Annotated in this window: 21 protein-coding genes and 1 pseudogene; 13 read left to right on the top strand and 9 right to left on the bottom strand. The window is 44.6% G+C overall.

Going from position 1 to position 24650, the window contains the following annotated elements; genetic code table 11:
* Nucleotides 1-292: 292 nt before the first annotated feature.
* On the bottom strand, nucleotides 293-1333 hold the full coding sequence (locus L5M11_RS14835; protein ID WP_168824823.1) for an NADP(H)-dependent aldo-keto reductase: 1041 nt from the start codon (nucleotides 1331-1333) through the stop codon (nucleotides 293-295).
* A gap of 454 nt (nucleotides 1334-1787) precedes the next feature.
* On the opposite strand from L5M11_RS14835, the gene L5M11_RS14830 reads away from it, so the two are divergent.
* The 6 genes from L5M11_RS14830 to nqrF all read left to right on the top strand — a co-directional run bounded on the left by L5M11_RS14830 (nucleotide 1788) and on the right by nqrF (nucleotide 7719).
* Complete coding sequence (locus L5M11_RS14830) at nucleotides 1788-3161, top strand: Na(+)-translocating NADH-quinone reductase subunit A (RefSeq protein WP_263167506.1); 1374 nt, start codon at nucleotides 1788-1790, stop codon at nucleotides 3159-3161.
* Nucleotides 3161-4393 carry an NADH:ubiquinone reductase (Na(+)-transporting) subunit B gene (locus tag L5M11_RS14825; RefSeq protein ID WP_028759366.1) on the top strand — a complete coding sequence of 411 codons (1233 nt, stop codon included), beginning with the start codon at nucleotides 3161-3163 and terminating at the stop codon, nucleotides 4391-4393. The genes L5M11_RS14830 and L5M11_RS14825 overlap by 1 nt, the downstream gene beginning before the upstream one ends.
* The gene (locus L5M11_RS14820) at nucleotides 4383-5189 is read left to right on the top strand and encodes a Na(+)-translocating NADH-quinone reductase subunit C (protein WP_131523704.1); all 807 of its coding nucleotides are present in this window, start codon (nucleotides 4383-4385) and stop codon (nucleotides 5187-5189) included. Before L5M11_RS14825 ends, L5M11_RS14820 begins: the two co-directional genes overlap by 11 nt.
* Entirely contained in the window at nucleotides 5186-5806 is a 621-nt protein-coding gene (locus L5M11_RS14815) for an NADH:ubiquinone reductase (Na(+)-transporting) subunit D (protein WP_028761892.1), read from the top strand. Before L5M11_RS14820 ends, L5M11_RS14815 begins: the two co-directional genes overlap by 4 nt.
* Nucleotides 5807-5815: 9 nt before the next feature.
* Complete coding sequence (gene nqrE, locus L5M11_RS14810) at nucleotides 5816-6424, top strand: NADH:ubiquinone reductase (Na(+)-transporting) subunit E (RefSeq protein ID WP_105250116.1); 609 nt, start codon at nucleotides 5816-5818, stop codon at nucleotides 6422-6424.
* Nucleotides 6425-6501: 77 nt separating this feature from the next.
* Nucleotides 6502-7719: an NADH:ubiquinone reductase (Na(+)-transporting) subunit F gene (nqrF, locus tag L5M11_RS14805; protein ID WP_105250115.1), complete on the top strand. Its 1218-nt coding sequence runs from the start codon at nucleotides 6502-6504 to the stop codon at nucleotides 7717-7719.
* Nucleotides 7720-7825: 106 nt separating this feature from the next.
* Here the strand turns inward: nqrF and L5M11_RS14800 are convergent, their stop codons facing one another.
* The gene (locus L5M11_RS14800) at nucleotides 7826-8155 is read right to left on the bottom strand and encodes an ankyrin repeat domain-containing protein (RefSeq protein WP_263192602.1); all 330 of its coding nucleotides are present in this window, start codon (nucleotides 8153-8155) and stop codon (nucleotides 7826-7828) included.
* Nucleotides 8156-8322: 167 nt separating this feature from the next.
* Here L5M11_RS14800 and L5M11_RS14795 point away from each other — a divergent pair, with 167 nt between their 5' ends.
* A complete protein-coding gene (locus L5M11_RS14795; RefSeq protein WP_248066316.1) occupies nucleotides 8323-8640 on the top strand; it encodes a hypothetical protein in 318 nt (105 codons plus the stop codon).
* A gap of 150 nt (nucleotides 8641-8790) precedes the next feature.
* On the opposite strand, the gene L5M11_RS23895 is transcribed toward L5M11_RS14795, so the two are convergent.
* On the bottom strand, nucleotides 8791-9957 hold the full coding sequence (locus L5M11_RS23895) for a methyl-accepting chemotaxis protein (RefSeq protein ID WP_317233122.1): 1167 nt from the start codon (nucleotides 9955-9957) through the stop codon (nucleotides 8791-8793).
* A gap of 393 nt (nucleotides 9958-10350) precedes the next feature.
* On the bottom strand, nucleotides 10351-10530 hold the full coding sequence (locus L5M11_RS14785; RefSeq protein ID WP_248066318.1) for a CCGSCS motif protein: 180 nt from the start codon (nucleotides 10528-10530) through the stop codon (nucleotides 10351-10353).
* 409 nt (nucleotides 10531-10939) lie between these two features.
* Between L5M11_RS14785 and L5M11_RS14780 the strand changes: the two are divergent.
* Nucleotides 10940-12144, top strand: a pseudogene (locus tag L5M11_RS14780) (serine hydrolase domain-containing protein).
* Nucleotides 12145-12284: 140 nt separating this feature from the next.
* Here the strand turns inward: L5M11_RS14780 and L5M11_RS14775 are convergent.
* The 4 genes from L5M11_RS14775 to yjjX all read right to left on the bottom strand — a co-directional run bounded on the left by L5M11_RS14775 (nucleotide 12285) and on the right by yjjX (nucleotide 17182).
* Nucleotides 12285-12659: a hypothetical protein gene (locus L5M11_RS14775; protein WP_263192600.1), complete on the bottom strand. Its 375-nt coding sequence runs from the start codon at nucleotides 12657-12659 to the stop codon at nucleotides 12285-12287.
* 204 nt (nucleotides 12660-12863) lie between these two features.
* Nucleotides 12864-15326, bottom strand: coding sequence for an ankyrin repeat domain-containing protein (locus tag L5M11_RS14770; protein ID WP_263192599.1), 2463 nt, complete (start codon nucleotides 15324-15326; stop codon nucleotides 12864-12866).
* 241 nt (nucleotides 15327-15567) lie between these two features.
* Entirely contained in the window at nucleotides 15568-16617 is a 1050-nt protein-coding gene (locus L5M11_RS14765; protein WP_263192598.1) for a bifunctional helix-turn-helix transcriptional regulator/GNAT family N-acetyltransferase, read from the bottom strand.
* Between the two features lie 4 nt (nucleotides 16618-16621).
* Nucleotides 16622-17182 (bottom strand): inosine/xanthosine triphosphatase, encoded by a 561-nt coding sequence (gene yjjX, locus L5M11_RS14760; RefSeq protein WP_263192596.1) that lies wholly within the window; start codon nucleotides 17180-17182, stop codon nucleotides 16622-16624.
* Nucleotides 17183-17440: 258 nt separating this feature from the next.
* On the opposite strand from yjjX, the gene L5M11_RS14755 reads away from it, so the two are divergent.
* Nucleotides 17441-20005, top strand: a complete 2565-nt coding sequence (locus tag L5M11_RS14755; RefSeq protein ID WP_263192594.1) for an acylase — start codon at nucleotides 17441-17443, stop codon at nucleotides 20003-20005.
* Nucleotides 20006-20456: 451 nt separating this feature from the next.
* Entirely contained in the window at nucleotides 20457-21752 is a 1296-nt protein-coding gene (locus L5M11_RS14750; protein ID WP_028761640.1) for an aromatic amino acid transport family protein, read from the top strand.
* 109 nt (nucleotides 21753-21861) lie between these two features.
* On the opposite strand, the gene L5M11_RS14745 is transcribed toward L5M11_RS14750, so the two are convergent.
* Nucleotides 21862-22305 (bottom strand): GNAT family N-acetyltransferase, encoded by a 444-nt coding sequence (locus tag L5M11_RS14745; protein WP_105250107.1) that lies wholly within the window; start codon nucleotides 22303-22305, stop codon nucleotides 21862-21864.
* 213 nt (nucleotides 22306-22518) lie between these two features.
* Here L5M11_RS14745 and L5M11_RS14740 point away from each other — a divergent pair, with 213 nt between their 5' ends.
* The 3 genes from L5M11_RS14740 to L5M11_RS14730 form a co-directional block, all read left to right on the top strand.
* The gene (locus L5M11_RS14740; RefSeq protein WP_105250106.1) at nucleotides 22519-22815 is read left to right on the top strand and encodes a hypothetical protein; all 297 of its coding nucleotides are present in this window, start codon (nucleotides 22519-22521) and stop codon (nucleotides 22813-22815) included.
* A gap of 209 nt (nucleotides 22816-23024) precedes the next feature.
* Nucleotides 23025-24359 carry a dicarboxylate/amino acid:cation symporter gene (locus L5M11_RS14735; protein WP_028761637.1) on the top strand — a complete coding sequence of 445 codons (1335 nt, stop codon included), beginning with the start codon at nucleotides 23025-23027 and terminating at the stop codon, nucleotides 24357-24359.
* Between the two features lie 112 nt (nucleotides 24360-24471).
* Nucleotides 24472-24650: transposase domain-containing protein (locus L5M11_RS14730; protein ID WP_263185606.1), on the top strand; the 179-nt coding region annotated here is incomplete at its 3' end.

Here is a 24650-nt window from a genome sequence, read left to right as displayed (position 1 = left end):
GACTCTGTATCCGAATGTAACCTAGACCATGTATTGCAGCCTTCTCGCATAGCCTGGCGCTGGTGAGCTCGTGGAGCTGAAGACGATGACCTTTTGCTAAGCCGGAGGGATAAGATAAACAAGACTAAGTAATAGGTAGCTTTTGATTGAATGGAGCAGAGAGCCCATTGATGAGGTGATATAAAGGTAAAAAGTTATGCCTCTAAAGCTATTTGAAATCAATAGCATCAGGGGGATTTGACCCGATGCTATTGGTCAGTCATTCAAACAACTCGCCGACTAAGCCTAGGGGCTAAGGGCAAGGTAATCTAAATTGATCGGACAGTTGGTTTAATCGTACTAATAGCTCTGGCGATAAGGTGACTTTTAAACTGTCGATGTTTTCTTTCAGTTGATATAAGTCGGTGGCACCTATGATATTGGAGCCGACAAACTTACGTGAGTTAACAAAAGCTAACGCCATTTGTGAGGGCGTGAGTTTGAACTCGCGGGCCAAATCGACATAGGCTTTTGTCGCCTCCAGAGCCATTTGCGAACCTGTATAGCGGGCGAAACGCTTAAACAAGGTCAGGCGCGCGCCTTCAGGCCACTGGTCGTTGCAATATTTTCCCGTCAAGGCGCCAAAGGCCAGTGGCGAATAGGCCAGTAATGGCAAGTTTTCGCGGTGACTGATTTCGCTCATGCCGACTTCGAAACTGCGATTAAGCAAGTTATAGGGATTTTGCACACTCACAATACGCGGCAAGCCATGTTTTTCGGCGAGTTGCAGGTATTTCATCAAGCCCCAAGGCGTTTCGTTCGACACCCCGATATAGCGCACTTTACCTTGGCGGATCACTTCTGCGAGCGCTTCTAGGGTCTCGAGGATCGGCGTTTGATGCTCATGCTCTTGTTGATCGTAAAACAGTTCACCAAAGAAATTGGTATTACGGTCAGGCCAATGGATTTGATAAAGGTCGATAGTGTCTATTTGGAGGCGTGCTAAAGATGCATCGACCGCTTGGTGGATGTTGTTCCAGTCCAGCGCCATATTTTTGCGAATGTAATCACTTTTACCCCCAGGTGCGGCAATTTTTGTGGCGATCACTAAGTCGTCTCGGTTACCGCGGGCCTTAATATATTGCCCTAGGATACGCTCGGTTTCCCCTTGGGTCTCCGGCTTAGGTGGTACGGGATACATTTCCGCCGTATCGATAAAGTTGATGCCATTGCCTATGGCGTAGTCCAGCTGTGCAAACGCTTCGGCTTGGGTATTTTGTTCGCCCCAAGTCATAGTGCCCAAACAAATTTTACTGACCTCAAGATTAGAATGCGGTATGCGTCTGTATTCCATCTATTTCTCCTACGGAAACTCTCTTAGTTTGAGGCTACCAAGCTTTTGCTGTAAAGCAAAGGTTAAACCATAGGTTGAAATGTTAGTGCGCTAAAAATAGCCAGCAAGTTTAGCCATCCTGTCCCATTTTGAGGCATGCCATTGGTTGAAGTTTGTTCGCTGAGTTGCTCTTTTAACGGTTTTAGCGCTTTACTGCACTGAAATGGAGATTTTTGCTTATTTTTGTAAACCTTAGGTACTACTAAATCAGTAATGACGTATTTATGAATAAATTGTTATAAAACTACATTTGCAGATTACAGTAAGTAAGGATGTGAATCTATGTCACAAAATTGCGTAAATTTACGTATCTAACTTACGAATTTGCAGCGGAATGTGACGCCAATATCGGAATCTGCGTTAACAAATCTCTACCCTAAATTTATCTAAAAATTTTTCATGGTTGATATTTGTGATGGCAGATTTTTCAAACCAAATTGTAACGATCAAAAAAGGCCTCGACTTGCCGATTGTTGGTGAGCCGCGACAGGTCATTGAACTCGGTGCTAAGCCATCCCAAGTGGCTGTTCTGGGAGAAGAATTCGTTGGGCTTAAGCCGACGATGTTGGTCGAAGAGGGTGATTTTGTTCAAAAGGGCCAAGCCCTATTTGAAGACAAAAAAACGCCTGGTGTGTTGTTCACTGCACCCGCTAGTGGCCAAGTCGTAGCGATTAACCGCGGCGAGCGTCGAATTCTACAATCAGTCGTCATTCGTTGTGATGACGGTGAAAACCGCGATGGGCAGATTTCTTTCGATATCCATCAAGACATCGCCGCTTTAGCAAGGTCAACCGTTCAGGCGCAATTAGTGAAAAGCGGTCTATGGACTGCACTGCGTACGCGGCCTTTCTCGCGCGTGCCTGCGCTCGATAGCACGCCAGCAGGTATTTTCGTCACCGCTATCGATACTAATCCACTGGCCGCTGATCCGCGTTTGATCATCGCCGAGCAAACCGAAGCTTTTAAAGCAGGCTTGCTGGTGTTGAGCCGTTTAACCGAAGGCAAGGTTTACCTGTGTCAGGATAAGGGCGAAGCGATTGTTAAAGAAGCATTACCACAACTTGAGGTGCGCCGTTTTGATGGTGTTCATCCTGCGGGTTTAGTGGGTACTCATATTCACTTTACTTTGCCAGTGAGTTTAGAACGTCAGGTATGGCATATCGGTTATCAAGATGTGATTGCCTACGGCAAGTTATTCCAAACCGGTGAGTTGTATACCGACCGCATCGTCGCCTTAGGTGGCCCGAGCGTGCTGAACCCGCGCTTACTACGCACTCAATTGGGCGCTGAGCTAAGTGCCTTAGTGAGTGATGAAATCAAACCTGGCCATAACCGCGTGGTATCGGGATCTGTGTTATCTGGCCATACCGCGGCGGGCGTACATGACTTTTTAGGCCGATTCCACAACCAAGTGTCAGTGTTGAGCGAAGATTCGCAGCACCATGTTCTCCCTTGGGTGCGCGGTGGTTCTGACAAATTCTCCATCACTCGTGCCGTAACATCACGTCTGTTTGGTGCGACTAAATTGTTCGAGTTTACGACTCATCAGGGCGGTTCTGCTCGCGCCATGATGGCTTTTGGTCAGTTAGATCGCGTGATGCCACTGGATATTTTACCCACCTTACTCGTTCGAGACTTAGTGGTGCGTGATACCGACGAGGCGCAAGCCTTAGGTGCATTGGAGTTAGATGAAGAAGATCTGGCGCTGTGTACCTTCGTATGTCCCGGCAAATATGACTTTGGTAAAGAATTACGTGCCTGTCTAGATGTTATTGAGAGGGAAGGTTAATGACCAAACAAGTGAAAAAACCTGATTTACAGGACGCCTCTGATTTACAACAAGAGTACTACGCAACGGGTAAGTCGATGAAGGGCTTTTTGCGCTCACTCGTCATTGCCAATGGTCGTAGCACTAAGGGTCAAGTGCATGTGCGTGACGCGATTGACGTGAAACGTACCATGACGCTAGTCGGTTTGTGTTTACTGCCCGCCATTTTATTCGGTCTATATAACATTGGCCTACAGGCACAGCTTGCGCTCGCGGGCGGATTATCGACGCCAGATATTTGGAAGTTAGAAATCTTTAATACCCTGTTTGGCAGCCTTAGCCAAGACACTGGGATATTAGGTTTATTCCTCTATGGTCTTAGTTTTTATCTGCCGATTTACCTGACAGCACTGCTCACCAGTTTGTTTTGGGAAGTGGTGTTTGCGCGGGTTCGTGGTCAAGAGTTGCACGAAGGCTTCTTCGTGACGGCCCTGCTGTTTACCTTAATATTGCCAGTATCGACACCGTTGTGGCTGGTGGCCATGGGGATTTCCTTTGGTGTGGTCGTGGCTAAAGAGCTGTTTGGCGGCATGGGATATAACTTCCTTAACCCTGCGCTGGCGGGCTTGGCTTTTATCTACTTCGCCTATCCATCTGAAGTTTCAACCATTAAACAGCTCGTTGCCGTTGATGGTTTCTCTGGTGCAACAGCGCTGGCACAAACTGCAGCGGGCAAGTTGAGTTTTGCCGATTACTCTTGGTTTAGCGCCTTTAGCGATCCTAACTGGTGGAACAACTTTTTTGGCTTTACCGTGGGCGCGATTGGCGAAACCAGCACCTTAGCGATTTTGATCGGCGGTTCATTATTGCTGATCAGCCGCTTAGCGGATTGGCGCATTGTGCTCGGTGTGTTGCTGGGCATGATAGCGACAGCAACGCTGTGTAATTACATCGGTTCTAGCAGCAATCAAATGATGGCAATGCCGTGGACTTGGCATCTTGTCACTGGCGGTTTTGCGCTAGCAATGATGTTTATGGCCACCGATCCTGTGACCACTTCGTACACTCGTCAAGGCAAGTTTGCCTACGGTGCTTTGATTGGTTTTATGACTGTGCTTATCCGTGTTGCTAACCCCAAAATGCCTGAGGGCGTGATGTTAGCCATTCTGTTCGCCAACCTTTGGGCGCCGCTGTTCGATTATCTGGTAGCCCGCGCCAACATCAAACGGAGATTAAAACGTCATGGTATTTAAGAAAGATACTGTGGTGGGGACCATGATCTTCACCATCACGCTCTGCCTCCTGTGCTCTTTTATGATCACAGGCACAGCAGGCATATTGAAAGAACGTAAAGTCGCCAAAAAACGTGACGAAGTGCAGCGCTATGTGTTGATGGCCGCCGATGTGAACTTAGGTCAGGGCAATGAGTTTAGAGAGATTTTTGCTAAATCTGTTAAGCCATTATTGATCAACCTAGACACAGGCAAGGTGGACTCAGACGCTAACGTCCTCGATTTCGATGAGCGTATGGCGGCAATTAATCCTGAGACTTCAAGTGCGCCGAAAAAAGATATTGCCAAGATTAAAACCCGTGCGAACGATGCCCGCGTGTTTAAAGTGCTCGATGCCAACGGCAAGTTAGACAGCGTGGTTGTGCCTTTCTACGGTAAAGGTCTGTGGTCGATGATCTACGGTTATGTGGCGGTTGAACCCGATTTCAACACCATTAAAGGGCTAGTTGTGTACGAACACGGTGAAACCCCTGGTATCGGCGACTTTGTGACCGATCCCCATTGGTTATCGTTGTGGAAGGGGAAGCAATTATTTGATGAAAAAGGCAAATTTGCGATACGTCTTGTAAAGGGTGGCGTTAAAGAAGGCGATCTTCACGGTGTGGATGCGGTGAGTGGCGCGACCATGACGGGCCGCGGCGTGCAGCGCGCAATGGAGTTTTGGTTTGGCGTTGAAGGTTTTCAAACCTTCTTCAACCAGCTGAAAGCGTCGGCAGCGCAGGGTGAATTGCAAGGTGAGTTGGGAGAGGCAAAATGAGCAACACTTTATCCATGCGTGACATGTTAACGGGGCCAGTGTTTGCCAATAACCCCGTCGCAATGCAAGTGCTGGGCGTATGTTCGGCACTGGCGGTCAGTAACTCAATGCAAACCGCTGTGGTGATGACACTGGCAGTGACCTTTGTGTTGGTGTTTTCTAACCTGATTATCTCTGCCATCCGTAACTTTATCCCGACCAGTGTGCGGATTATCGCGCAGATGACGGTTATCGCCTCCTTAGTGATTATCGTCGACATGGTTCTGCAGGATGTAGCCTATGAGTTATCTAAGCAACTTTCTGTATTCGTTGGGTTAATTATCACTAACTGTATCATCATGGGCCGTGCAGAAGCCTTCGCCATGAAGTATCCACCGCATTTAGCGGTCGTCGATGCGCTTGGTAATGCGACAGGTTATGGCTTGATTTTGATCAGCGTCGCCTTTGTACGCGAGCTGTTAGGGACGGGGAATTTATTCGGTCACCCTGTGTTTACCACCATCGAGAATGGTGGCTGGTACTTGCCAAACGAGATGTTCAAGTTACCACCGAGCGCCTTCTTCCTGATTGGTGTGTTGATCTGGACTATCAATGTGATCCAGCGGAAACGGGGTTAAGGAGCAGATATGGAACACTATATAAATCTATTTTTGCAGGCCACTTTTATCGACAACATGGCGCTGTCGTTCTTCTTGGGCATGTGTACTTTCTTGGCCGTGTCTAAAAAGGTGTCAACCGCCTTTGGTCTAGGTGTCGCTGTGATTGTGGTGATGACCTTAGCCGTGCCGTTAAACCAGCTGATTTACGTCAAAGTGCTCGCACCTGGCGCACTGTCTTGGGCGGGATTACCCGGTATCGATTTAAGTTACCTGCAACTGATCACTTTCATTGGTGTGATTGCGGCGTTAGTGCAAATCCTTGAAATGTTTTTGGATAAGTACATTCCTAGCCTGTATGACTCCCTTGGGATCTTCTTACCTTTGCTCACAGTGAACTGCGCGATTTTTGCCGGGGTGATCTTTATGGCGAACCGTGATTACAACTTCGGTGAGTCAGTGGTGTTTGCGATGGGCTCGGGTCTTGGTTGGGCGGTGGCGATTGTACTGCTGGCGGGACTGCGCGAAAGAATGAAATTCAACGCGATTCCCGAAGGCTTACAAGGTATTGGTATCACCTTTATTACTACAGGCTTGATGGCGCTGGGCTTTATGTCTTTCTCAGGGATCTCGCTGTAAAGCTACAGTAGGCGAGCCAAGAATTGAGAAAGTGAAACCAGATTCTTTTTAGAAAAGAGCTAGAAAAGGGTAATACGATGGAAATGGCAATTGGCATAGGCATGTTCACGCTAGTGGTCTGTCTATTGGTGATAGTGATTCTAATCGCCAAAAAGAAATTAGTGGCTACGGGTGAAGTGACGATCAGCATCAACGAAGATGCCGAAAAAAGCATTCAAGTTGCCGCGGGTGATAAGTTACTCGGCGCTTTGGCGAGTCAGAGTATTTTTATTCCGTCTGCCTGTGGTGGCGGCGGAACCTGTGGTCAGTGCCGAGTGAAAATCAAATCGGGCGGCGGTGACATTCTGCCGACTGAAATGGGCCATATCACCAAGAAAGAGGCTAAAGAAGGTTGTCGTCTCGCCTGCCAAGTCTCAGTGAAAACCGATATGGAACTTGAGCTCGACGAAGAAATCTTTGGGGTGAAGAAGTGGCAATGTCAGGTGATCTCTAATGATAACAAGGCAACTTTTATCAAGGAGTTATTGCTTGAGTTACCCGAAGGTGAAGATGTTCGCTTTAAAGCGGGGGGTTATATTCAAATTGAAGCGCCAGCCCATGTGGTGAAATACGCTGACTTTGATATTCCTGAAAAATACCGTGGCGATTGGGACAAATACGGTCTGTTTGACATTGTCTCTACCGTTAATGAAGAAGTGTTGCGCGCTTACTCTATGGCCAACTATCCCGATGAAAAGGGCCGCATTATGCTGAACGTGCGGATTGCGACGCCGCCATCGGCCAATGTGCCAGCGGGCAAGATGTCATCTTACATCTTCAATCTGAAAGCGGGCGATACAGTGACGATTTCTGGGCCATTCGGTGAGTTCTTTGTGAAGGAAACTGATGCGGAAATGGTGTTCATCGGCGGCGGTGCGGGCATGGCACCAATGCGTTCACACATTTTCGATCAGCTTAAGAGTAAGAAAACCACACGTAAAATGAGCTTCTGGTACGGTGCTCGTTCGACCCGTGAAGTGTTTTACCAAGCGGATTTCGATGCCCTAGCGGCCGAGAATGACAACTTCGTCTGGCATGTGGCGTTATCTGAGCCATTGCCTGAGGATAATTGGACTGGCTACACTGGCTTTATTCATAATGTGATTTATGAGAATTATCTTAAAAATCATAAGGCACCAGAAGACTGCGAGTACTACATGTGTGGTCCTCCAATCATGAACTCTTCAGTGATTAAGATGCTTGAAAGCCTAGGCGTTGAGCCAGAAAACATCCTACTCGATGACTTTGGTGATTAGGTTGTAAGTGAGTAATAAAAAATCGCGTTAAGCCCAGCTTAACGCGATTTTTGTTTATAGGGCTTTTTATCATTTCGCAGTTTTAGTTTTCGCATCTTGATGCTATTTAGCACCTCACCTTGCTAAAGGATTTGCCGCCGTGGCGGGTTAAATAGCTCACCATGCGCTCACTCTCAGCGGTATAGCATCCCATGCGAAACTCACCCTGCCAGTAAGCAATATCGAGCGGATGATACCCCAGCGCATTTGGATGATTCACATCGGCACCCGCATCCACTAATAGTTTGAGCAGTTCAAAAGACTGTAGCTCACAGGCATGCAACAGTGCCGTCATGCCATTCTCGTCAACGCCTTCAAGATCAGCGCTATTGGCAATAATACGCTTTACTGCAAGTGTATCTTTGGCTTTAACCGCATCGATAAGTTCAGTGCTCATTTGATAGCTATTTAACCTCATTCAAAGGATTTAATTTAAGTGGGTTTAGCCTAGGTTTCTTTAACTTATGGGCGAAATTCCGTAAGCTGAGTAGCTTATACCTAAATGCTTGTGTCTACAGGTATAACTTATCATGGATGTCATAGTTTGTAGGATAGGAGGTTTGTTTGAAAAAGTTAGCTGTAGTATCACTTATCTGTTTCTCCCTCAACGCATGCTCTTCACTCAATGAAGTTAACTTGGCCCCTCAATCGGTATCCAACTATATAGGTGAAAAGGTCAAAGTCACCACAATATCTGGCGAACAAATGGAATTTAAAGTCGAAAGCGCAACGGAACAGCAGATCGAGGGGGAGGGACAGCTTATCAAAATTGAAGATATACAGACGTTGGAAGTTGAGGAGTTTAGTCCGCTAAAATCGATATCACTTTCTGCAGGCTTATATATGTTAGGGGCGGTAATTATTGCTGTTGCCGTTTTATAATGATTGACCTATTGTGAGATATTTTTGCTTTTAAAAACAATCAAACGAAGTTTGATAAACACGAAAAAATCGAACCGGCGTAACTTTTATGCTAAAGATTACACCGATTTAGCCAGAGCAGGGTGGAGGCAAAAAAAGTGCATTATGTTGCTATTTGGTTTTAAACATCCCTAATTGGTGAACAATTTTTTCAGTAACTTGAGTTAAGCTATGGCCCTGCTGCTCTAATTCGATGCAATCATTTGAGTTGGAGCTTGAGAGGTGTTTTAATACCTCGATTTCCTTACTGACATCACCAACTAACCTATTAACATAGAGTATATCTAAATTATTATTTGTTCTATCTTGCCCAATCAAAGTTAAAATTTCACTGATGTTTTTACATGCAATATCTAATTCCGATTGGCTGGTTGTTGTGTAATCCGATAATAGAACAATCGCAGATGTTTGTGATTTCATTTGATTACCAGCATCAAGAACCGCTTTAGATATTCCTGATATGATTTGATTAATTTCATCTAAACTGCTTTGGGTTGATTTGGCTAGGTTTCTAACTTCATCGGCAACAACGGCAAAGCCTCGTCCATGCTCTCCTGCTCTAGCTGCTTCAATGGCAGCATTTAAAGCTAATAGATTGGTTTGATCGGCTAGGTTGTTGATAACCGATACCACTCCCTCAATGGCTTTTGTTTGTTGAGAAAGTTGATGAAATTTTGCCTGAAGCTCATCATTACTTGCAATAAATGAGCTTAAATCTTTAACCATAGCCCCCATAGATTCATTTGATCGAACAAGCCCTATTTGCGTGTTTTCTACTTGCTCGCGTGTTTTTTCCGCTTTAGCTTGTAGTGCTAGAGAGGTTTGGTCTAAGGCTTCTATTTGTGAGGTGAGAATACTGACCCGATTATCTTGCTCTTTGATACGTGACGAAATATTTTGTGCTTTTACTTTTAGAAGATCTGATATTTCATCAGAAGCTACGGCCTGTTGCTGAATATCGATGAGTGCAATTTTTACATTCTCTCTAAATGTATTGACAACACTAAGCACTTTTTCCATTTCACTGTTATATAGGCTATTGATGGTGCATGGAATTGACAGATCTTTTCTTTCAAAGTTTTTCATGTATTCGGTAACTTTCTTTAAGGAATCAACTCCCCAGACTTTTTCATCAATATCATGAATAATCAAAAACATTGTAATAATGTACTGAATTATCTGTGAAAATAATAGTTCAGTGAAGAAAGTTGCATTCATAAAAAGTACAATAGCACCTAACCAGTGGATAAACCTCATGCGAATAAATAGTGAACGCATATTTTCCTCTATGTTTCCTAGTGTCTGTTTTAAGACTTTGATTTTGAAAGTTTGAATGCACTGTAAAACTTAGCTGGTAAATAATATAGTTTAGGCGTGATTTCAAATATTCATGGCATATTAAATCGAGTGTTTTCTAGCCCTATGTGTTAGTAAACCAATCATAAGTATTTGAGGAGTGATATCGACTGAGCAAAACTTGACTCTTACATGTCGATATCAACCATAAAGAACAATAAAATAGCCTAGATGGGATAGAAGTGAGATAAGCATTGTCAGCTTATTTCCATTGTCCAAATAAAAAAACGCCACCAATGAGCATTTTTTTATCAATGCGTTAGCTATATCTATGCTATGCATGTGAGTCGATATTAAAATTCCAGGGTAAGTGGTTTATGAACATGAACCACAACAAAAACCAGGGGATTTAGGTTTTTCTGCTGTATTCGTCTGTTCAGGTTGCTCTGTGGTTGTGATATCCGCCGCAGTGCTATCATCCGTGCTCGGCACAAATTGGGCTACATTTTTGGTTTTATCGTCAGTTTTAGTGAACTTAGTAAATAATGAACTCATCAGAACTACCTCTATTTAATCTATTAAGGACTAGTAATTATCAAACATGCTTATATTGTGCATGTTATGGTTGTTGACTGTTTTAGTCAACTATTTATCATTGCTTAATGCCTAAATCGTCTTAGGTTGCTTTTAGAAAGAGCCAACAGGCATAACTGTTATGCCCTAATTATTTACCCATATCACCAGAGCTCAAGGGGCACACAATCCCCCTCGGAGTTGCCGCTGGGCAAATAGCGTTGTTGATTTGGTAAAGAGTGTGTGAGTCTCGGCATCTAATCCACTCACTTTAAAGACTAAATTCTGACTTTTATTCCCAATCTCAAAGCAGCATCACTTAACATTCCACTGTGATAAGCTGGCCGCTTTCTAATAAGGTAGTATCTACTCATTAAGTTAAGGATAACCTATGCGTTTAAGTGTAATCAGTACTCTGTTGACTGGTTTGTTATTATTCCCAAGTGCCAATAGTATTGCCGCATTACTAGAGACTGGGGCTGAAAAAGCGCAGAGCGTGCAAGGTAATAAGTCGATTGCCGTTGAAAGCCAAACGGCGTCCTCTGTCTCAAAGGCGGCAGAGATTAAGACCTTAATCCAAGCCGCGATAGAGGATTCGCCGCAGCCATTTAGTGGCAGTGTTATCCTGCTCGAGCAGGGTAAGCCGCAGCTTGAATTACAAAAGGGCGAAGGTATCAGCAAAGATTCACGCTTTGTGATGGCATCGTTCTCTAAGCAGATTACCGCAACCTTGGTATTGCAGGCGGTCGATGCGGGGAAAATCGACTTAAATCTATCGCTTAATCATTACCTTTTTGGTGATGCGAAGGGAAGAATAAGGCGCTAAAAGGCATGGATGCAGGTGTAAATCCAAGTGCGGATGCACTTAATCCCAGTCGATATGATGCGCGGATTACGCTGCACCAACTGCTAACTCATACATCGGGTGTCGATAAACTTGGTAAGGCCAATCGATTCGAGCCGGGTAGCCAATTTGAATACTCTAACTTTGGTTATTCACTACTTGGGCAAGTGCTTGAGAAGGTCAATCACCAATCCTTTGCCGAGCAAGTGGCGCAGTTTGCAACGCGATACCAGCTTAATGGCCTGAGTGCTGAGCTTGGCAGTATTGAGGCGATTCACGCCAAAGTGCCTTCACTCGCCGTAGGTTTACAGGAAAGCGAGGTGATTTCCCTCTCTGATTTAGTGCTTGATGAAGCTTTGTTGCCTGCTGGGGGATTAATTGCTTCAGCGCCAGCTTATGCCGCCTTTCAGCATCTATTACATTCTGGCAAGTTGATGAGCGCAGAGAGTTATCAACGGATGACAACGGCGTATACCGAGATCCAATTCTTATGGCCGAATATGCGCTATGGCTATGGGGTGAGGATCAATAAGGACGATGGTCTCGTCGAATACAGTCATACGGGCTATTTATCTGGCTATATGTCGATGACACTTCATTATCCTGAATTTAATTTGGATCTGGTGATGCTGGAAAATCTATCGCTAAATCTTAATGATCGCGCTCGAGTATTTGAACTGCATAATCAGATACGTCAAATCATTCGTAGCCAGTTACTGCTTATTAAAACATCACTTACACCAGTGATTTGAGTAAACTGACTACTGACATAAGTGCCCTTATGCTGATATTAAGCACGGTACTTCGGTACTTAAAAGATTTCTAATATATAGTTTCTGCGGGAGATAATGGCTACTATCTCCCGCGTTAAGGGAATAAATATAATCTTTTACTACTTAATGTCGCCATATTTAATTGAATCACGACTATCTGTTTCATATATCATTTCATATTCATAGTTCAATGAGTCTAACAAGCTAATTATATAATCTTCGGATTTAATTCTTTCGTATCCAGGAAAATCTTGGTGGAAAATGATACTCAATAACCAGCTGCATTCTGGTTTTGATGGTGCGAAAGTATTTGCATCAAGATCTACATTGGGAAATAATTTAATGAATGTGCCTGTCTCTTTATTTAGATTCCAATGGTAATGTTTTATCCTGAATGGTAAAAAACTCTCAAGCATAGTAGGGTTCTTAGCTGTAGATGTTTTTCTATCTATTAATGCTAGAAATTCTTTGAGTTTATTATGAATTTTTTTCATCTTTACTTGTTGATTTTATACCAAATAGTACTTGATGTTTCATATGGTTGAATCTCCTCATTGAATAGATTTTATCGGCACTGGTGTCTTTTAAAGAGCCATTTTCTTTAGTTAAGGGTGTAAGTTTGTTAGCTAACAGAGAATTTAAACTCTATTTTAATGATTAACGTCCCTAACAAAGAGACGTTAATCTGTGACTTACATTTACCAAAAGCGCTTTCTAAGTGCGGTCTCGATATCAATCTCAACCCTAAAGTACTGCAAAATCGTCCAAACTGAATCGACTAAGGCTTCGGTAAGCGCTGGATAATCATCCTCGATAATTTCGTTAATTTCTTCGACGATTTCATCGATATATTCCTGAATACCTTCCTCAAATTCGGCCTTTGTCGCTTGATTGCGGAAAAAGCTAAAGTTGTCGAGCTTTTCTATCAATTGATCAATAAGGACTCTCACCGAATTGAGTTGTTCAACTGTGATCGTCGGATCGGTGGCGATCAGTTTAAAAAAGCTCTGCACTTTGGTTTTGAGATCGAATAGCGTTGGGATTTGATCTCGATTTGCCGCCGCATTACTCACCTCTAATTTGGTTTGCTTGACGGGCGCAGGTGTCACATTCAGCTCAGATGCTTGCGGATTGGCCGTCATAGGATCGGCATTGCTCGAAGCTGTTGCTGGTATTGCGCGATTGTGGGCTATGGTTGTGGGGGCTGGCGGTATCTCGCGCCCCAGTGTTTGTAGCAGGCGGCGCTGGAAATAGCTTTGCGGCAGGGCTTTGCTAAGTGCTTGCTCAAGCTGAGTTTCACTGTAGGAGGCTATCTGCAGCAGCGCTTCGAAAATCTCTTTATATTCTTGCTCAATAGCCGCTATTAGCGGGCTATTGCCTAAGCTATTGGTCACGGTTAAGTCGGCGCCATATTGCTGCAAAAGTCTTAAGATCCGCACAGCTGTTGATTCAAAGCGGGGGAACTCGATTGAACTGCCACCTATCACAGCGCAAAGGGCAGGAGTGGTGTCTTCGGCATTGATGGCATTTGGGTTGGCGCCATGTTCGAGTAGCGCTTCTACGCAGGACTGTGCGCCGTAGTAACTGGCGCACATTAATGGCGTAAATTGCTCATCTACTGAGAATTCTTCTAACTTTGCTCCATGGCGCAGTAAGAGTTCTACGGTTTTTCGCCGCATAGGGCCGGTAATTTCATCCCACCAGTAGGTCGAAATCGCCTTGTGTAGAATGGGTGAGTTATCGTGGCCACAATGGGTAAAAATATCCCCGCCTTGGTGAATGAGCCATTCAAGTAGTTGGCTTCGACAGGAGATGGCCGCCGCGGACACATAGTTAGTGTTGTAGATATTGGTGAGGCTTAAATCTAGCCCCTTGGTGAGCAGATATTCCATCACTTGGATAAGCGTTGCTTGATCTTCTTTCCCTGAACCACGCTGGCAGATAGTGAGTAAGGTTGGTTCATCCACCGCCCCAAATTTTTTATTGATATCCATACCATATTGCAGGAACAGATCGAAAAACTCGGGCAGAAAGGTTTTCTTTTCGACCATTGGATAAACCAATAGTCGTAAATTCGACCAGACTAACATCTCATAGGGTTTACCCGTATTCACAAATTCGGCATTTGGATTAGCGTCATATTTGAGCAACAGTTCAAGGGCTTGGTAGATGTAGCTCCGTTTATTCGGATCGGTAAATTGGGCATTATTAATATATTGGTTGAGCAAGGGTGAATGGTCGGCATCAGGCGGTGTCATCCTATAGATGCGATTGATATCGACGGTGGCCTTAATCAGTTTTTTGATAATCCTAAGGTCAAATTCTGAGGTCAATGCCGCATAGACCAAACTTTTAGCATGGGAGTCGGCTTTGAGCTGCGGATAATGGTCTAACAGGTATTCAGTGTAGTCTTGCGCTTTGGCGTAAACGCATAGTTCGAGTAAATTGGCATCATCCCAGAAGCTGCTATCGTTGGCCATAATATAGCGTGACTTTTTAAATGCAGGGAAGCGTTTAACTAAGGGAGAAAATGTTTCTACTCCCCAAAATTCGCTCGAAGAAATAATGTTTTCAATCAGGCTTAATTTGCCAATGTCTAATGGGATATCTTTATTAATGATATGCAGGAACAGATCTTTATTGCGTTCATCATATAATATTTCTAGTGGGTGATTTAATTCACCATTAGTCCAAAAGCTCACCGGTTTATTGATATCTAAGTTAGCTGCAAGTAGAAGGTCGATCATGTCTCTACGTTGATGGTCTTGATAGATATATTGCGGATTAGGATGAAATAGGTAGTTGAGCCAGCAATTATTATATTGATTTTGAAAGTAAAGATTGGCACTAGAGTCTAGGTATAGGGTAACGAGTTCTGAGTTGTTATATTCAATAGCCGAATGCAAGGCACTGAAACCATTATATTCTATTTTAGCGCCTTTGCTGAGCAAGTATTTTATAAGCACTAAATCGGACTGAGGACTGCAAGATAGTGGAACTAATATATTGCAGGGCGAAATATTGAGATCAATAAAGTTGAGATCTCCACTATCGGCAAGAAATTGATCAACTTTCTTTATTTTAGCCGAGGTCGAAAGCGTGTTATCTAGGCATATTTCCCGAAGTGTGAGTTTCTTATCACTAAAAATCCAACTGAGCATAATGTTCCCTATTTAATGCCGTTAACAAAATGGTATCAAACACCTTTCAATTTATTAAAAATTGAGTGGGGTAAAATTGCCATATTTTAATGCATTTAAGTTAAGAAAAACTATGCCCTAAGACTGATAATTAAAATGATCCTGTTTGAATAACATTTTTTGATACAAATTGATAATGCCAAACAAGTTGCATGATGACATGTTTGGCATTGTTACTTTGATTGGAATTCTGCTTCATATCCTATTGATTAAGATCTAGCAGCATCGGCATTTCGCAGGCGTCGTGGCCTGTGTTCCCTAGGGGAGCCGACAGATGTACAAAGCCTAATTTCTCATAGAGTTTTACGGCTTCATTTAGTACAGCGGTGGTTTCTAAATAGCAGCTTTGATAACCCGTTTCGCGGGCGAAATCGAGTGCCATTAACGCTACGCGTTTTGCGAGTCCTTTGCCGCGGATTTCTGGCATAAAGTACATTTTTTGCAGTTCGCAGACGCCATCATTGTTAGCTAAAGGCGCAATACCGGCGCCGCCTAAAATGCGGCCCTCTAATTCAATAATCCAATAGTTGGCGCCCGCTTGGGAGTAGATCTGGCTTAGGCAATCTAAGGTCGGGTCCGCCACGCTATAGCCTTTATCCGCGGTTAAGCCGTATTCGGCCGAAACATCGCGGATGACTTTGGCAATTGCGGCATCATCTTGGGCTGTGGCTTGGCGAATGTGACAACTACTTTGCTGCTTGGCGTTATGTACGGCTTGGTTATATAACACGAGGGCCTCTTCGATTTGTGAAGTTTGCAATGGAGTCAGTTGGGCTAAGATCCCTTGGAACAATTGATTTTGCTGAGTATCCAATTTAACGAGTAACTTCTTACCCGCAGGTGTCAGTTGCACAACTAAGCAGCGACTGTCCCGTGGGTGCACCTGACTCTGGGCAAGATGTTTATCGATCAAATGCTTGATAGCGCGGCTCGCATTGGACTTATCAATGCTGAGTTTGCTTGCAAGCTCTTTGATGGTCAGGGGCTGCTTGCCTATCTCAAACAGGGCATGGGCTTGCACGGGCGAAAGGGGTAAATCCCCAAAGGCGGCGTTGAGCATGCCTAAATTTCTCACCAGATAGCGAGACAAATGCCTGAGTTGGGCGGATGAGCCTGACTCAGTCGTTTGCTTAGTTTGAGTCACAGGCTTCGCGGGATCTTGAGCCAAAGGTGCGTTTGTTTGAGCCATAGTCGAATAGGTTTGGTTGCATGTCACAACTAAGTTAGCGGGCTTTAATTCCTCTTGCAACATATTACTAACAATCGACTGTGTAAATATCAGGATTCAATAATGGCGCCATGGCGAGAATAATCGCTTGGGTGTAATTACTTTCACGGGTCGCATGGCCGTGGGTGAGTAAACCTATGGCACCGCCTTTTTGCTTAATATTGATTGTATTGAACAACCTATCCATGACATCCCCGAGTTCTTCCCCCGCTTCTAATGCCCGATAAACTTGCATTGGTAAAGGTAAAATCGCACTGCGGCCAATGGCAAGCTGGTCTTTATGGCCAATCGCGATATAGGCGAATGTGGCAGGGCCAAAGTCGAAACAATCGACACCGCCTTCCATCGCAAAATAGTAATCGGCTTTAGTCTCTTGCGGGTCCTGCTGTTGACAATAGCGCACCCGATTGATCGCCCCTTGGCGAGTGTCGAGATCTGTCATTGGCTGCGCCGCAACACCAGAAGGGGCATCCATGCCGCTGGCTTCTATGATGCTCTCAGGGAACAGCTGTGCTATGGCGTTAGTTGCCGCGTTGATTTTTACTGGGTTTTTAGAACCCACTTTTATCTTAATAATGTTTTGTTGCATATAAGTTATTTATTTTGGATTTTAATGTGGACGCTCGTTTGAATCATTGCTTAAATGGTCTGAGGTGTCTAAGCGTTTGGGTTTTCTATTCTGCCACAGTCGTCGGCGAAGCTCAGTAAAAAAGCCAACAGTAGGGGAGGCAATAGCCAGCCTTAGGGACTAGGAAGCGACATGCAACTATTGCTCCTTCAGTAATTTGGGCTGGAATAGGCAGTAAGGCTATGTCATTGAAGGAACCAAAACCAAGAGATAATAATAATGAAATTCAACAAACTCGTGATTGCTATGGGAATGGCCTGCGGTGTAATACTGACCGGCTGTAACGATAGCGAAGATAGCACTACGCCTACCGAACCTGAAACTCAACTGCAAGCTTTTGCCCCCAATGGTTTACTCAAAGCCAGTATTCGCCGTACTACCTATGGCGTGCCGCATATCCAAGCAGACAACTTAGAAAGTTTAGGTTTTGGTAGTGGTTATGCGCAGGCACAGGACAACTTATGTGTATTAGCCGATGGTTTTATCAAGGCGAACTCACAGCGTTCTATGTACTTTGGTCCCCATGCGTCGATTGACTTCACTACGGGTCAACCTACGGCGGAAGATAACGGTAACCTTATCTCAGATTTTGCCTATAAAGCGTTAAAGATCAGAGCGCAAGCCGAAGAAAAATGGCCGAAATTTAGTGAAAACTCTCGGGCACTTATCCAAGGTTTTACCTCTGGTTATAACCAATATCTTGCTGATGTCGAAGCGGGCACACAAACGGCAGAACCTTTCTGTGGCGGTCAGCCTTGGGTGAAACCCATAGTGCCAGAAGATGTGGTGACTTATTTGTTTTCTATCGCCTTATTACCGGGCGCAGCTAACTTTCTCGATCTGATTTTTTACGCTAACCCAGGAGATGCACAGGAATACATGCCGCGTATCGTTGGGCCCGCGCCTAGCCAAGACCAAACTGCGTTTGTGGCCGATATGCAGTCTAAGTTGATTGCCCGCGCGGCTCGTATCACGACACCAGAAACCAATCCCCGCGATTTAGGTTCAAATGGTTGGGGTTTAGGCAAGGATAAAACCGAAAATGGTAAGGGCATGGTGCTAGGTAATCCGCATTTCCCGCATACGGGTAACCTGCGTTTTTGGCAATCCCATATTACGATCCCAGGGCATTTAGATATGATGGGCGGCTCGTTAGTGGGTATGCCTGGACCGATTAATATTGGTTTCAATAAAGATCTAGCTTGGACTCATACCTTCTCTACCGCTGAGCATTTTGTGATGTATAACCTTGAGTTAGTCTCGGGTGATCGGATGCAGTATTTGTTTGATGGTAAACCTATGCCGATCACCAAAGAGACAGTATCGGTTCTAGTGAATGCAGGTCCTGCGGGCATGCTGGTCGCCGAGAAAGATATTTATACTACGGCCAAAGGCCCTATGGTCGAAGCTCCTCCTGCTTTAGCGCCTTTTGGTTGGGATGATGGCAGTGCCTTTATGATCCAAGATGCCAATATGGGGACTATGGACCCTGTTGACCATTGGTTAGCCATGAACATGGCGACGAACAAAGAAGAGTTCCAACAGGCATTTAAGGACTACGATGGTGTCATCTTCAATAACACTATGTACGCCGATAAAGAGGGCAATGCTTTTTATATCGACGACTCAACTGTGCCAGGATTATCTGAATCGGCAGTTGTGTTGTTAAAAACCTCACCGGATATTAAAGCGGCTAAGGCAAAAGCCGGATTTACGATTTTACCCGGTAACACTTCGTTGTTTAGCTTCGATGGTCCTACGCCCTATGAGCGTGCGCCCAAGCTTGAGCGCAGCGACTTTGTGCAAAACTCCAATGACTCCTTTTGGTCGACTAACTTGAATGAACCGCTGACTTACTTCTCGCCTATGTACGGCGCAGAGGCTGGACAGCTATCACTGCGGACACGGATGGGCTTGAGTTTAATGCAGGATGCCGCGGGGGCTGATGGCAAGTTCAGCTTGGAAGAACTCGAAGCGGCTGTGCTGTCGAATCGCAGTTATCTCGCCGAGTTAGTGCTGCCTGACTTGATTGCCCAGTGTGATGCCCAAGGCAGTACACCTGTGGTGGTGTCGGCGAGTTTATCTAAGGATATCTCTTCGGCTTGTGCGGCTTTAAAGGCGTGGAACGGTAAGCAAGATAACGACAGTAAAGGTGGTGCTTTACTACGTGAATTTGCCCATCTATTCAGCCAAACAACCATGTTGACCCAAGGATTCGATCCCGCTAATGCGGCAACGACACCTAAAACCTTGACTACGGATGGTAGTGCCTTAAAGGCCTTGGCGCACAGTGCGCTTAACCTTGAGGCCGCAGGCTTTGCCTTAGATGCGCCATTAGGGGATGTGCAATTTGTGGAGAAATCGCTGCCAGATGGAACGCCAAGCGGGTCGCGTTTACCTTGGCCGGGTAGTCATAATGCTGAAGGTGGATTCAACGTGTTTTCAACCAGTTTGTCGGGTGATGACACTTTGATCCCGCAGCACAAATACGCTGCTGTGATGGATGTGGTCACTGGCAAGGCGATGAGTTCTGGCTTAACGGCGAAAGGGTACCAAGTGCGTTACGGGTCGAGTTGGATGATGGCGGTGAACTTTACCGACGAGGGGCCTGTGGCGCGGGGGATTTTAACTTACTCTGAGTCGAGTAATATCTTAACGCCTGCGTTTGCCGATCAAAGTATCTTTTACTCGAGTGCTAAAAGCTTCCGTCCTTTGTTGTTCAAAGAGGCTGACATAGCACCTGCTGTAGTGTCGACAACGGAGCTGACACTACAAAAACCATAAGTCAGATTTTGCGCTTTAATCGTTAGCGGCTCACTTCGGAGTTGAATCTGGATGAGCCGTTTTTTATGCGTGTTTGCGACTGATAGCGATTTGTAAAAATTTAACATTAACGACTGTGATCTCGATCTACCTTAGGTGTGAGTATGTGGCGACTGGTCTCGTTTTGTTAATTTTTGTGACGCATGCCCGGTTAGCTGTTTTTCTCGGCGCTTATGCGATGTCACTGGATTTGGCTTGAGGTGAATACCTTGTATTTTTAAGTGGCTTTTTATGTATATGTTTTGATGCTGTATTGAAAACTTATTACATTAAATCAGCGATCTAGATCTCAATATCAGTTTATTATGAAATTCCCTTACATAAAGCCGTGTCAGATCAACTTTTATGGGCTTTTTTTGGTTATCCTTAGCGCGAATTTATTATGCTAGTCACACCGTAAGGTAACTTTTATATGCAAAAAGATGCGACCAGTGTTCTTGGAACACCTCAAAGCACACAGAATCTAGATTCAACGAAACACTTACCTTGGACTCGCCAAGACACGACTTGGATGTTGAGTTTGTTCGGCACTGCCGTTGGCGCTGGAATTTTATTTTTACCTATCAATGCGGGCATGGGCGGCTTTTGGCCTCTTGTGTTAATGGCAGTGATCATTGGTCCTATGACCTATCTTGCCCACCGTGGTTTATCTCGTTTTGTTTGTTCATCAAGCATTCCTGGTAGCGACATTACTCAAGTAGTTGAAGAGCATTTTGGTGTTGGCGCGGGTAAAGCCATTACCGTACTGTATTTCTTTGCTATCTATCCGATTGTATTAATTTACGGTGTGGGTATTACCAACACTGTTGATAGCTTTATCGTCAATCAGTTAGGCATGGCATCGCCACCACGCTTCATTCTATCGGGTGTATTGATCCTCGGTATGATGGCTGTAATGGTCGCAGGTGAGAAATTCATGCTCAAAGTGACACAATTGCTGGTGTATCCGCTGGTGGGTATTTTGGCCTTTATGTCTATCTACCTGATCCCTGAATGGAAAATGGATGCTTTACTCGTTGTACCAGAAGCGGGTGCATTTTTAGGCACAGTTTGGTTAACGATTCCAGTTTTAGTGTTTGCCTTTAACCATTCTCCAGCGATTTCACAGTTTTCTGTGTCATTGAAACGTGACCATGGCGCGAATGCTTCTCGCAAAGCTGATGTTATTTTACGTAATACTTCCATGATGTTAGTGGGCTTTGTGATGTTGTTTGTGTTCTCTTGTGTGCTGTCATTATCGCCAGCACAATTGGCCGAAGCGAAAGCTCAGAATCTACCGATTTTGTCTTATCTCGCCAACGTGCATTCAAGTGGTTTTGTGAGCTACTTTGGTCCATTAATTGCCTTTATCGCGATTGTGTCTTCTTTCTTTGGCCATTACATGGGCGCGACAGAAGGCATGAAGGGGATTATTGTTAAGCAGTTAGACACGAATAAAAAAGGCATTTCAGAGCAAAAAATCAACAAATTTATTCTGGTGTTTATGTTTGTGACGATTTGGGCCGTGGCAATCAAAAACCCAAGTATTTTGAATATGATTGAAGCTTTAGGTGGCCCAATTATCGCGGCTATCCTGTACTTGATGCCTATGTACGCTGTATACAAAGTGCCAGCATTAAAAGCGCACCGTGGTCGCATCAGCAATATCTTCGTGGTTATAGCGGGTTTATTGGCAATGACGGCTATTCTGTTTGGCTTCTTTCGTTAAGTTTTAATCTTAGTAGAAACGCGGTTTGAATGTGAATCGTGAGTCGTAAAAAGAAAAGGATCGTGCCATTGGCCCGATCCTTTTTTATTACGTATAACATTTGAATCGCTTATTTTTCTTCGTACATTAAGTAGTAACTCTGCTTCATCCCTAACGCTTGATAGGTCTGCTGTGCGGCGAGATTTTCTTGCTCGACATATAAACGGAAGCTTGCGGCACCACCATTGGCTTCGGCCAGTTGTTTGACTTCGCTGTAGAGTTTGGCATAGATGCCTTGGCGACGATTTTTCGGGCGAATATACACACTCTGGATCCAGTAATAATCCTTCGCACGCCAATCGCTCCATTCAAATGTCACCATGAGCGAGCCGACTAGCTCACCTGCGATTTCAGCGACCAGGTAAAACCCTTTTTGCGGGCTCTCAAGTAGCGTGCCCACACCTCGAGTCAGTGTCGCTTCATCTAAGGCTAGGCCTTCGGTTTCTTGGGCCATGGCCTGATTAAACTGCACTAAGGCGATTAGGTCTTGAGCCTTAGCTTTACGAATCAACATACTACAACTCCTAGGCGGTTATTTGGCAATACCGCTCTTGCTTAGTAAACAACATTTTGTGATTCACTTTATCATGGAACGACGAGGGATAACGAGTTTGGCTGTGGCAAGTTAGGCACTGATATTATTTATTGCTGTGGATATTTGTACGACTAAAGTCTTATCTGCTAGGCTTATCTTTAGTGTCCTTTCGCTGAACTAAGTGAGTTAATGATGGGATTTATTAAGTCTACTCGCCGCTATAAACTTAAAATTTTACCCGTCTATGATATTGCTGCTGATGAACAGATAAATCATCTTCTGCATTTTATTTTAACGCTGTTGAGCTTCGGTTTATGGGGTTTAGTTTGGTGGTGGTTGGTCTTAAAAGCTAACGGTAAGTCCGACTTTATTTTCAGTGGTTTTGATGACGATTATTGGAGTTATTTGATTGAGCGTGAGCAACCGCCTGCGTCGCTTTATCGTCAGCAAATAGCACCAAAAAAAGTCACAGAATATTTTGATGCTTAAGCAGGAAAACTAACATTTCAGCGGCCAATTTAACAAACTTGGTTTGGTTAATATTACTGATTTTAAGGCGGTTTAGCTCAACGTGACCCAGATCATCCCTCGATTAAAACCCCTCTGCTAGACTCGGCGATTGCCCCATTTAGACTGAGAAACTAGCGCGCTAGTTTTGGTCTTTGCCCCATCATAGTTTCGAATTCAAGGTTATCAATATGACAAAACAAAAGTCGTCAGCATTAGGCCGTGTTTGGTCTCGCTGGATGTCAGTGCCGCTGTGGCTGCAAATTGTTATCGGTATGGTGCTAGGTATTTTAGTGGGCATCATCTTCGGTGAGCAAGCGACTCACTTAAAACCGATAGGCACCTTGTTTGTTAATTCCATTAAGATGCTGATTGTGCCATTGGTATTTTGCTCACTGATTGTGGGCGTCACTTCGATGCAAGATACGAACAAGATGGGGCGTATTGGTTTTAAATCTTTTGCGTTTTATCTCTTTACCACGGCTATCGCGATCACTATCGGTTTGATTGTCGGTTATGTTCTTCAACCCGGTGCAGGTTTAGGTTTGTCATTGGCAGATGGCACGGCTCAAACTGCCAAAGAAATACCTTCTTTAGTCGATACTTTGATCGACATAGTACCGACGAATCCTATTGCGGCTTTAGCAAGCGGGCAAATTTTGCAAGTTATAGTATTTGCGATTGTTTTAGGTATCGCCTTAGTGCTGATTGGCGAGCATGGAAAACCTGCAATTAAAGTGTTCGAAAGTTTAGCTGAGGCTATGTATAAAATGGCCGACATGGTGATGAAGCTCGCACCCTACGGTGTATTTGGGCTAATGGCTTGGGTAGCGGGGGAGTATGGGATTGATATGCTCTGGCCACTGATCAAAGTCATTATTGCTGTGTACCTTGGCTGTATTATTCATGTGATTGGATTCTATAGTTTTTTACTGCGCGGATTTGCGAAGTTAAGCCCGCTGCAGTTTTTTAAAGGGATTAGCAATGCCATGTTAGTGGCGTTTACCACGTCGAGCTCTGCGGGCACGCTTCCTGTGAGTATGAAGTGTGCGAGTGAAAATTTGGGAGTTCATAAGAAGATCTCTAGCTTCGTGTTACCGCTAGGCACCACAATCAATATGGATGGCACAGCGTTATACCAAGGTGTCACAGTGCTGTTTGTGGCACAGGCGTTTGGTATCGACCTGACTGTCGTCGATTATCTCACCATTATTTTAACGGCGACGTTGGCCTCTATTGGTACTGCGGGAGTGCCCGGTGCGGGTTTAGTGATGTTGACTTTAGTACTTACAACCGTAGGGCTTCCCTTAGAAGGGGTGGCATTGATTGCGGGAATTGACCGTATTTTAGATATGGTGCGTACTGTGGTAAACGTCTCCGGTGACTTAGTGGCGACGACTGTTATTGCAAAGTCTGAAGATGAGCTGGATATGGCGCATTATAATGCCGACATAGATCAAAGCGCCGTAATCGCCGAACAGAATATTGCCCTCGAAATTGCAGCGGCTAAGAGTGTCAAAGCATAGGGAGCTTTTATTGCTGGTTCGTTAACTAAAAAAACCGCCATTGGCGTAATGCCGATCAGTTAAGACAGATCGCTTGACGATCTCGCTGAAAAGATCAAAATCCGATGACCTCATGTCATCGGATTTTTTTATGCAACTCTCAGAAGCACTCGCCCGTACTCATATTACCCGCCTAACCGAATTCACCTGCTTAGCAGATGTGTTAGAACCTGAGTTAATTCAATCTTGCCTAGACTCTCAGGGCGTTGCGACGTTAAGACGGCGTAAATTGCCGATGGACGCGATGATTTG

Origin of the sequence: Shewanella sp. SM87 (assembly GCF_025653705.1) — a bacterium.
GTDB lineage: Bacteria > Pseudomonadota > Gammaproteobacteria > Enterobacterales > Shewanellaceae > Shewanella > Shewanella oncorhynchi.
This window is presented reverse-complemented; position numbering and strand designations above follow the sequence as displayed.

Bases quoted from the DNA above. Each gene is read 5' to 3' on its own strand.
- L5M11_RS14835 (WP_168824823.1), bottom strand. From the start codon at position 1,333: ATGGAATACAGACGCATACCGCATTCTAATCTTGAGGTCAGTAAAATT.
- L5M11_RS14830 (WP_263167506.1), top strand. From the start codon at position 1,788: ATGGCAGATTTTTCAAACCAAATTGTAACGATCAAAAAAGGCCTCGAC.
- L5M11_RS14825 (WP_028759366.1), top strand. From the start codon at position 3,161: ATGACCAAACAAGTGAAAAAACCTGATTTACAGGACGCCTCTGATTTA.
- L5M11_RS14820 (WP_131523704.1), top strand. From the start codon at position 4,383: ATGGTATTTAAGAAAGATACTGTGGTGGGGACCATGATCTTCACCATC.
- L5M11_RS14815 (WP_028761892.1), top strand. From the start codon at position 5,186: ATGAGCAACACTTTATCCATGCGTGACATGTTAACGGGGCCAGTGTTT.
- nqrE (WP_105250116.1), top strand. From the start codon at position 5,816: ATGGAACACTATATAAATCTATTTTTGCAGGCCACTTTTATCGACAAC.
- nqrF (WP_105250115.1), top strand. From the start codon at position 6,502: ATGGAAATGGCAATTGGCATAGGCATGTTCACGCTAGTGGTCTGTCTA.
- L5M11_RS14800 (WP_263192602.1), bottom strand. From the start codon at position 8,155: ATGAGCACTGAACTTATCGATGCGGTTAAAGCCAAAGATACACTTGCA.
- L5M11_RS23895 (WP_317233122.1), bottom strand. From the start codon at position 9,957: ATGCGTTCACTATTTATTCGCATGAGGTTTATCCACTGGTTAGGTGCT.
- L5M11_RS14785 (WP_248066318.1), bottom strand. From the start codon at position 10,530: ATGAGTTCATTATTTACTAAGTTCACTAAAACTGACGATAAAACCAAA.
- L5M11_RS14775 (WP_263192600.1), bottom strand. From the start codon at position 12,659: ATGAAAAAAATTCATAATAAACTCAAAGAATTTCTAGCATTAATAGAT.
- L5M11_RS14770 (WP_263192599.1), bottom strand. From the start codon at position 15,326: ATGCTCAGTTGGATTTTTAGTGATAAGAAACTCACACTTCGGGAAATA.
- L5M11_RS14765 (WP_263192598.1), bottom strand. From the start codon at position 16,617: ATGTTGCAAGAGGAATTAAAGCCCGCTAACTTAGTTGTGACATGCAAC.
- yjjX (WP_263192596.1), bottom strand. From the start codon at position 17,182: ATGCAACAAAACATTATTAAGATAAAAGTGGGTTCTAAAAACCCAGTA.
- L5M11_RS14755 (WP_263192594.1), top strand. From the start codon at position 17,441: ATGAAATTCAACAAACTCGTGATTGCTATGGGAATGGCCTGCGGTGTA.
- L5M11_RS14750 (WP_028761640.1), top strand. From the start codon at position 20,457: ATGCAAAAAGATGCGACCAGTGTTCTTGGAACACCTCAAAGCACACAG.
- L5M11_RS14745 (WP_105250107.1), bottom strand. From the start codon at position 22,305: ATGTTGATTCGTAAAGCTAAGGCTCAAGACCTAATCGCCTTAGTGCAG.
- L5M11_RS14740 (WP_105250106.1), top strand. From the start codon at position 22,519: ATGGGATTTATTAAGTCTACTCGCCGCTATAAACTTAAAATTTTACCC.
- L5M11_RS14735 (WP_028761637.1), top strand. From the start codon at position 23,025: ATGACAAAACAAAAGTCGTCAGCATTAGGCCGTGTTTGGTCTCGCTGG.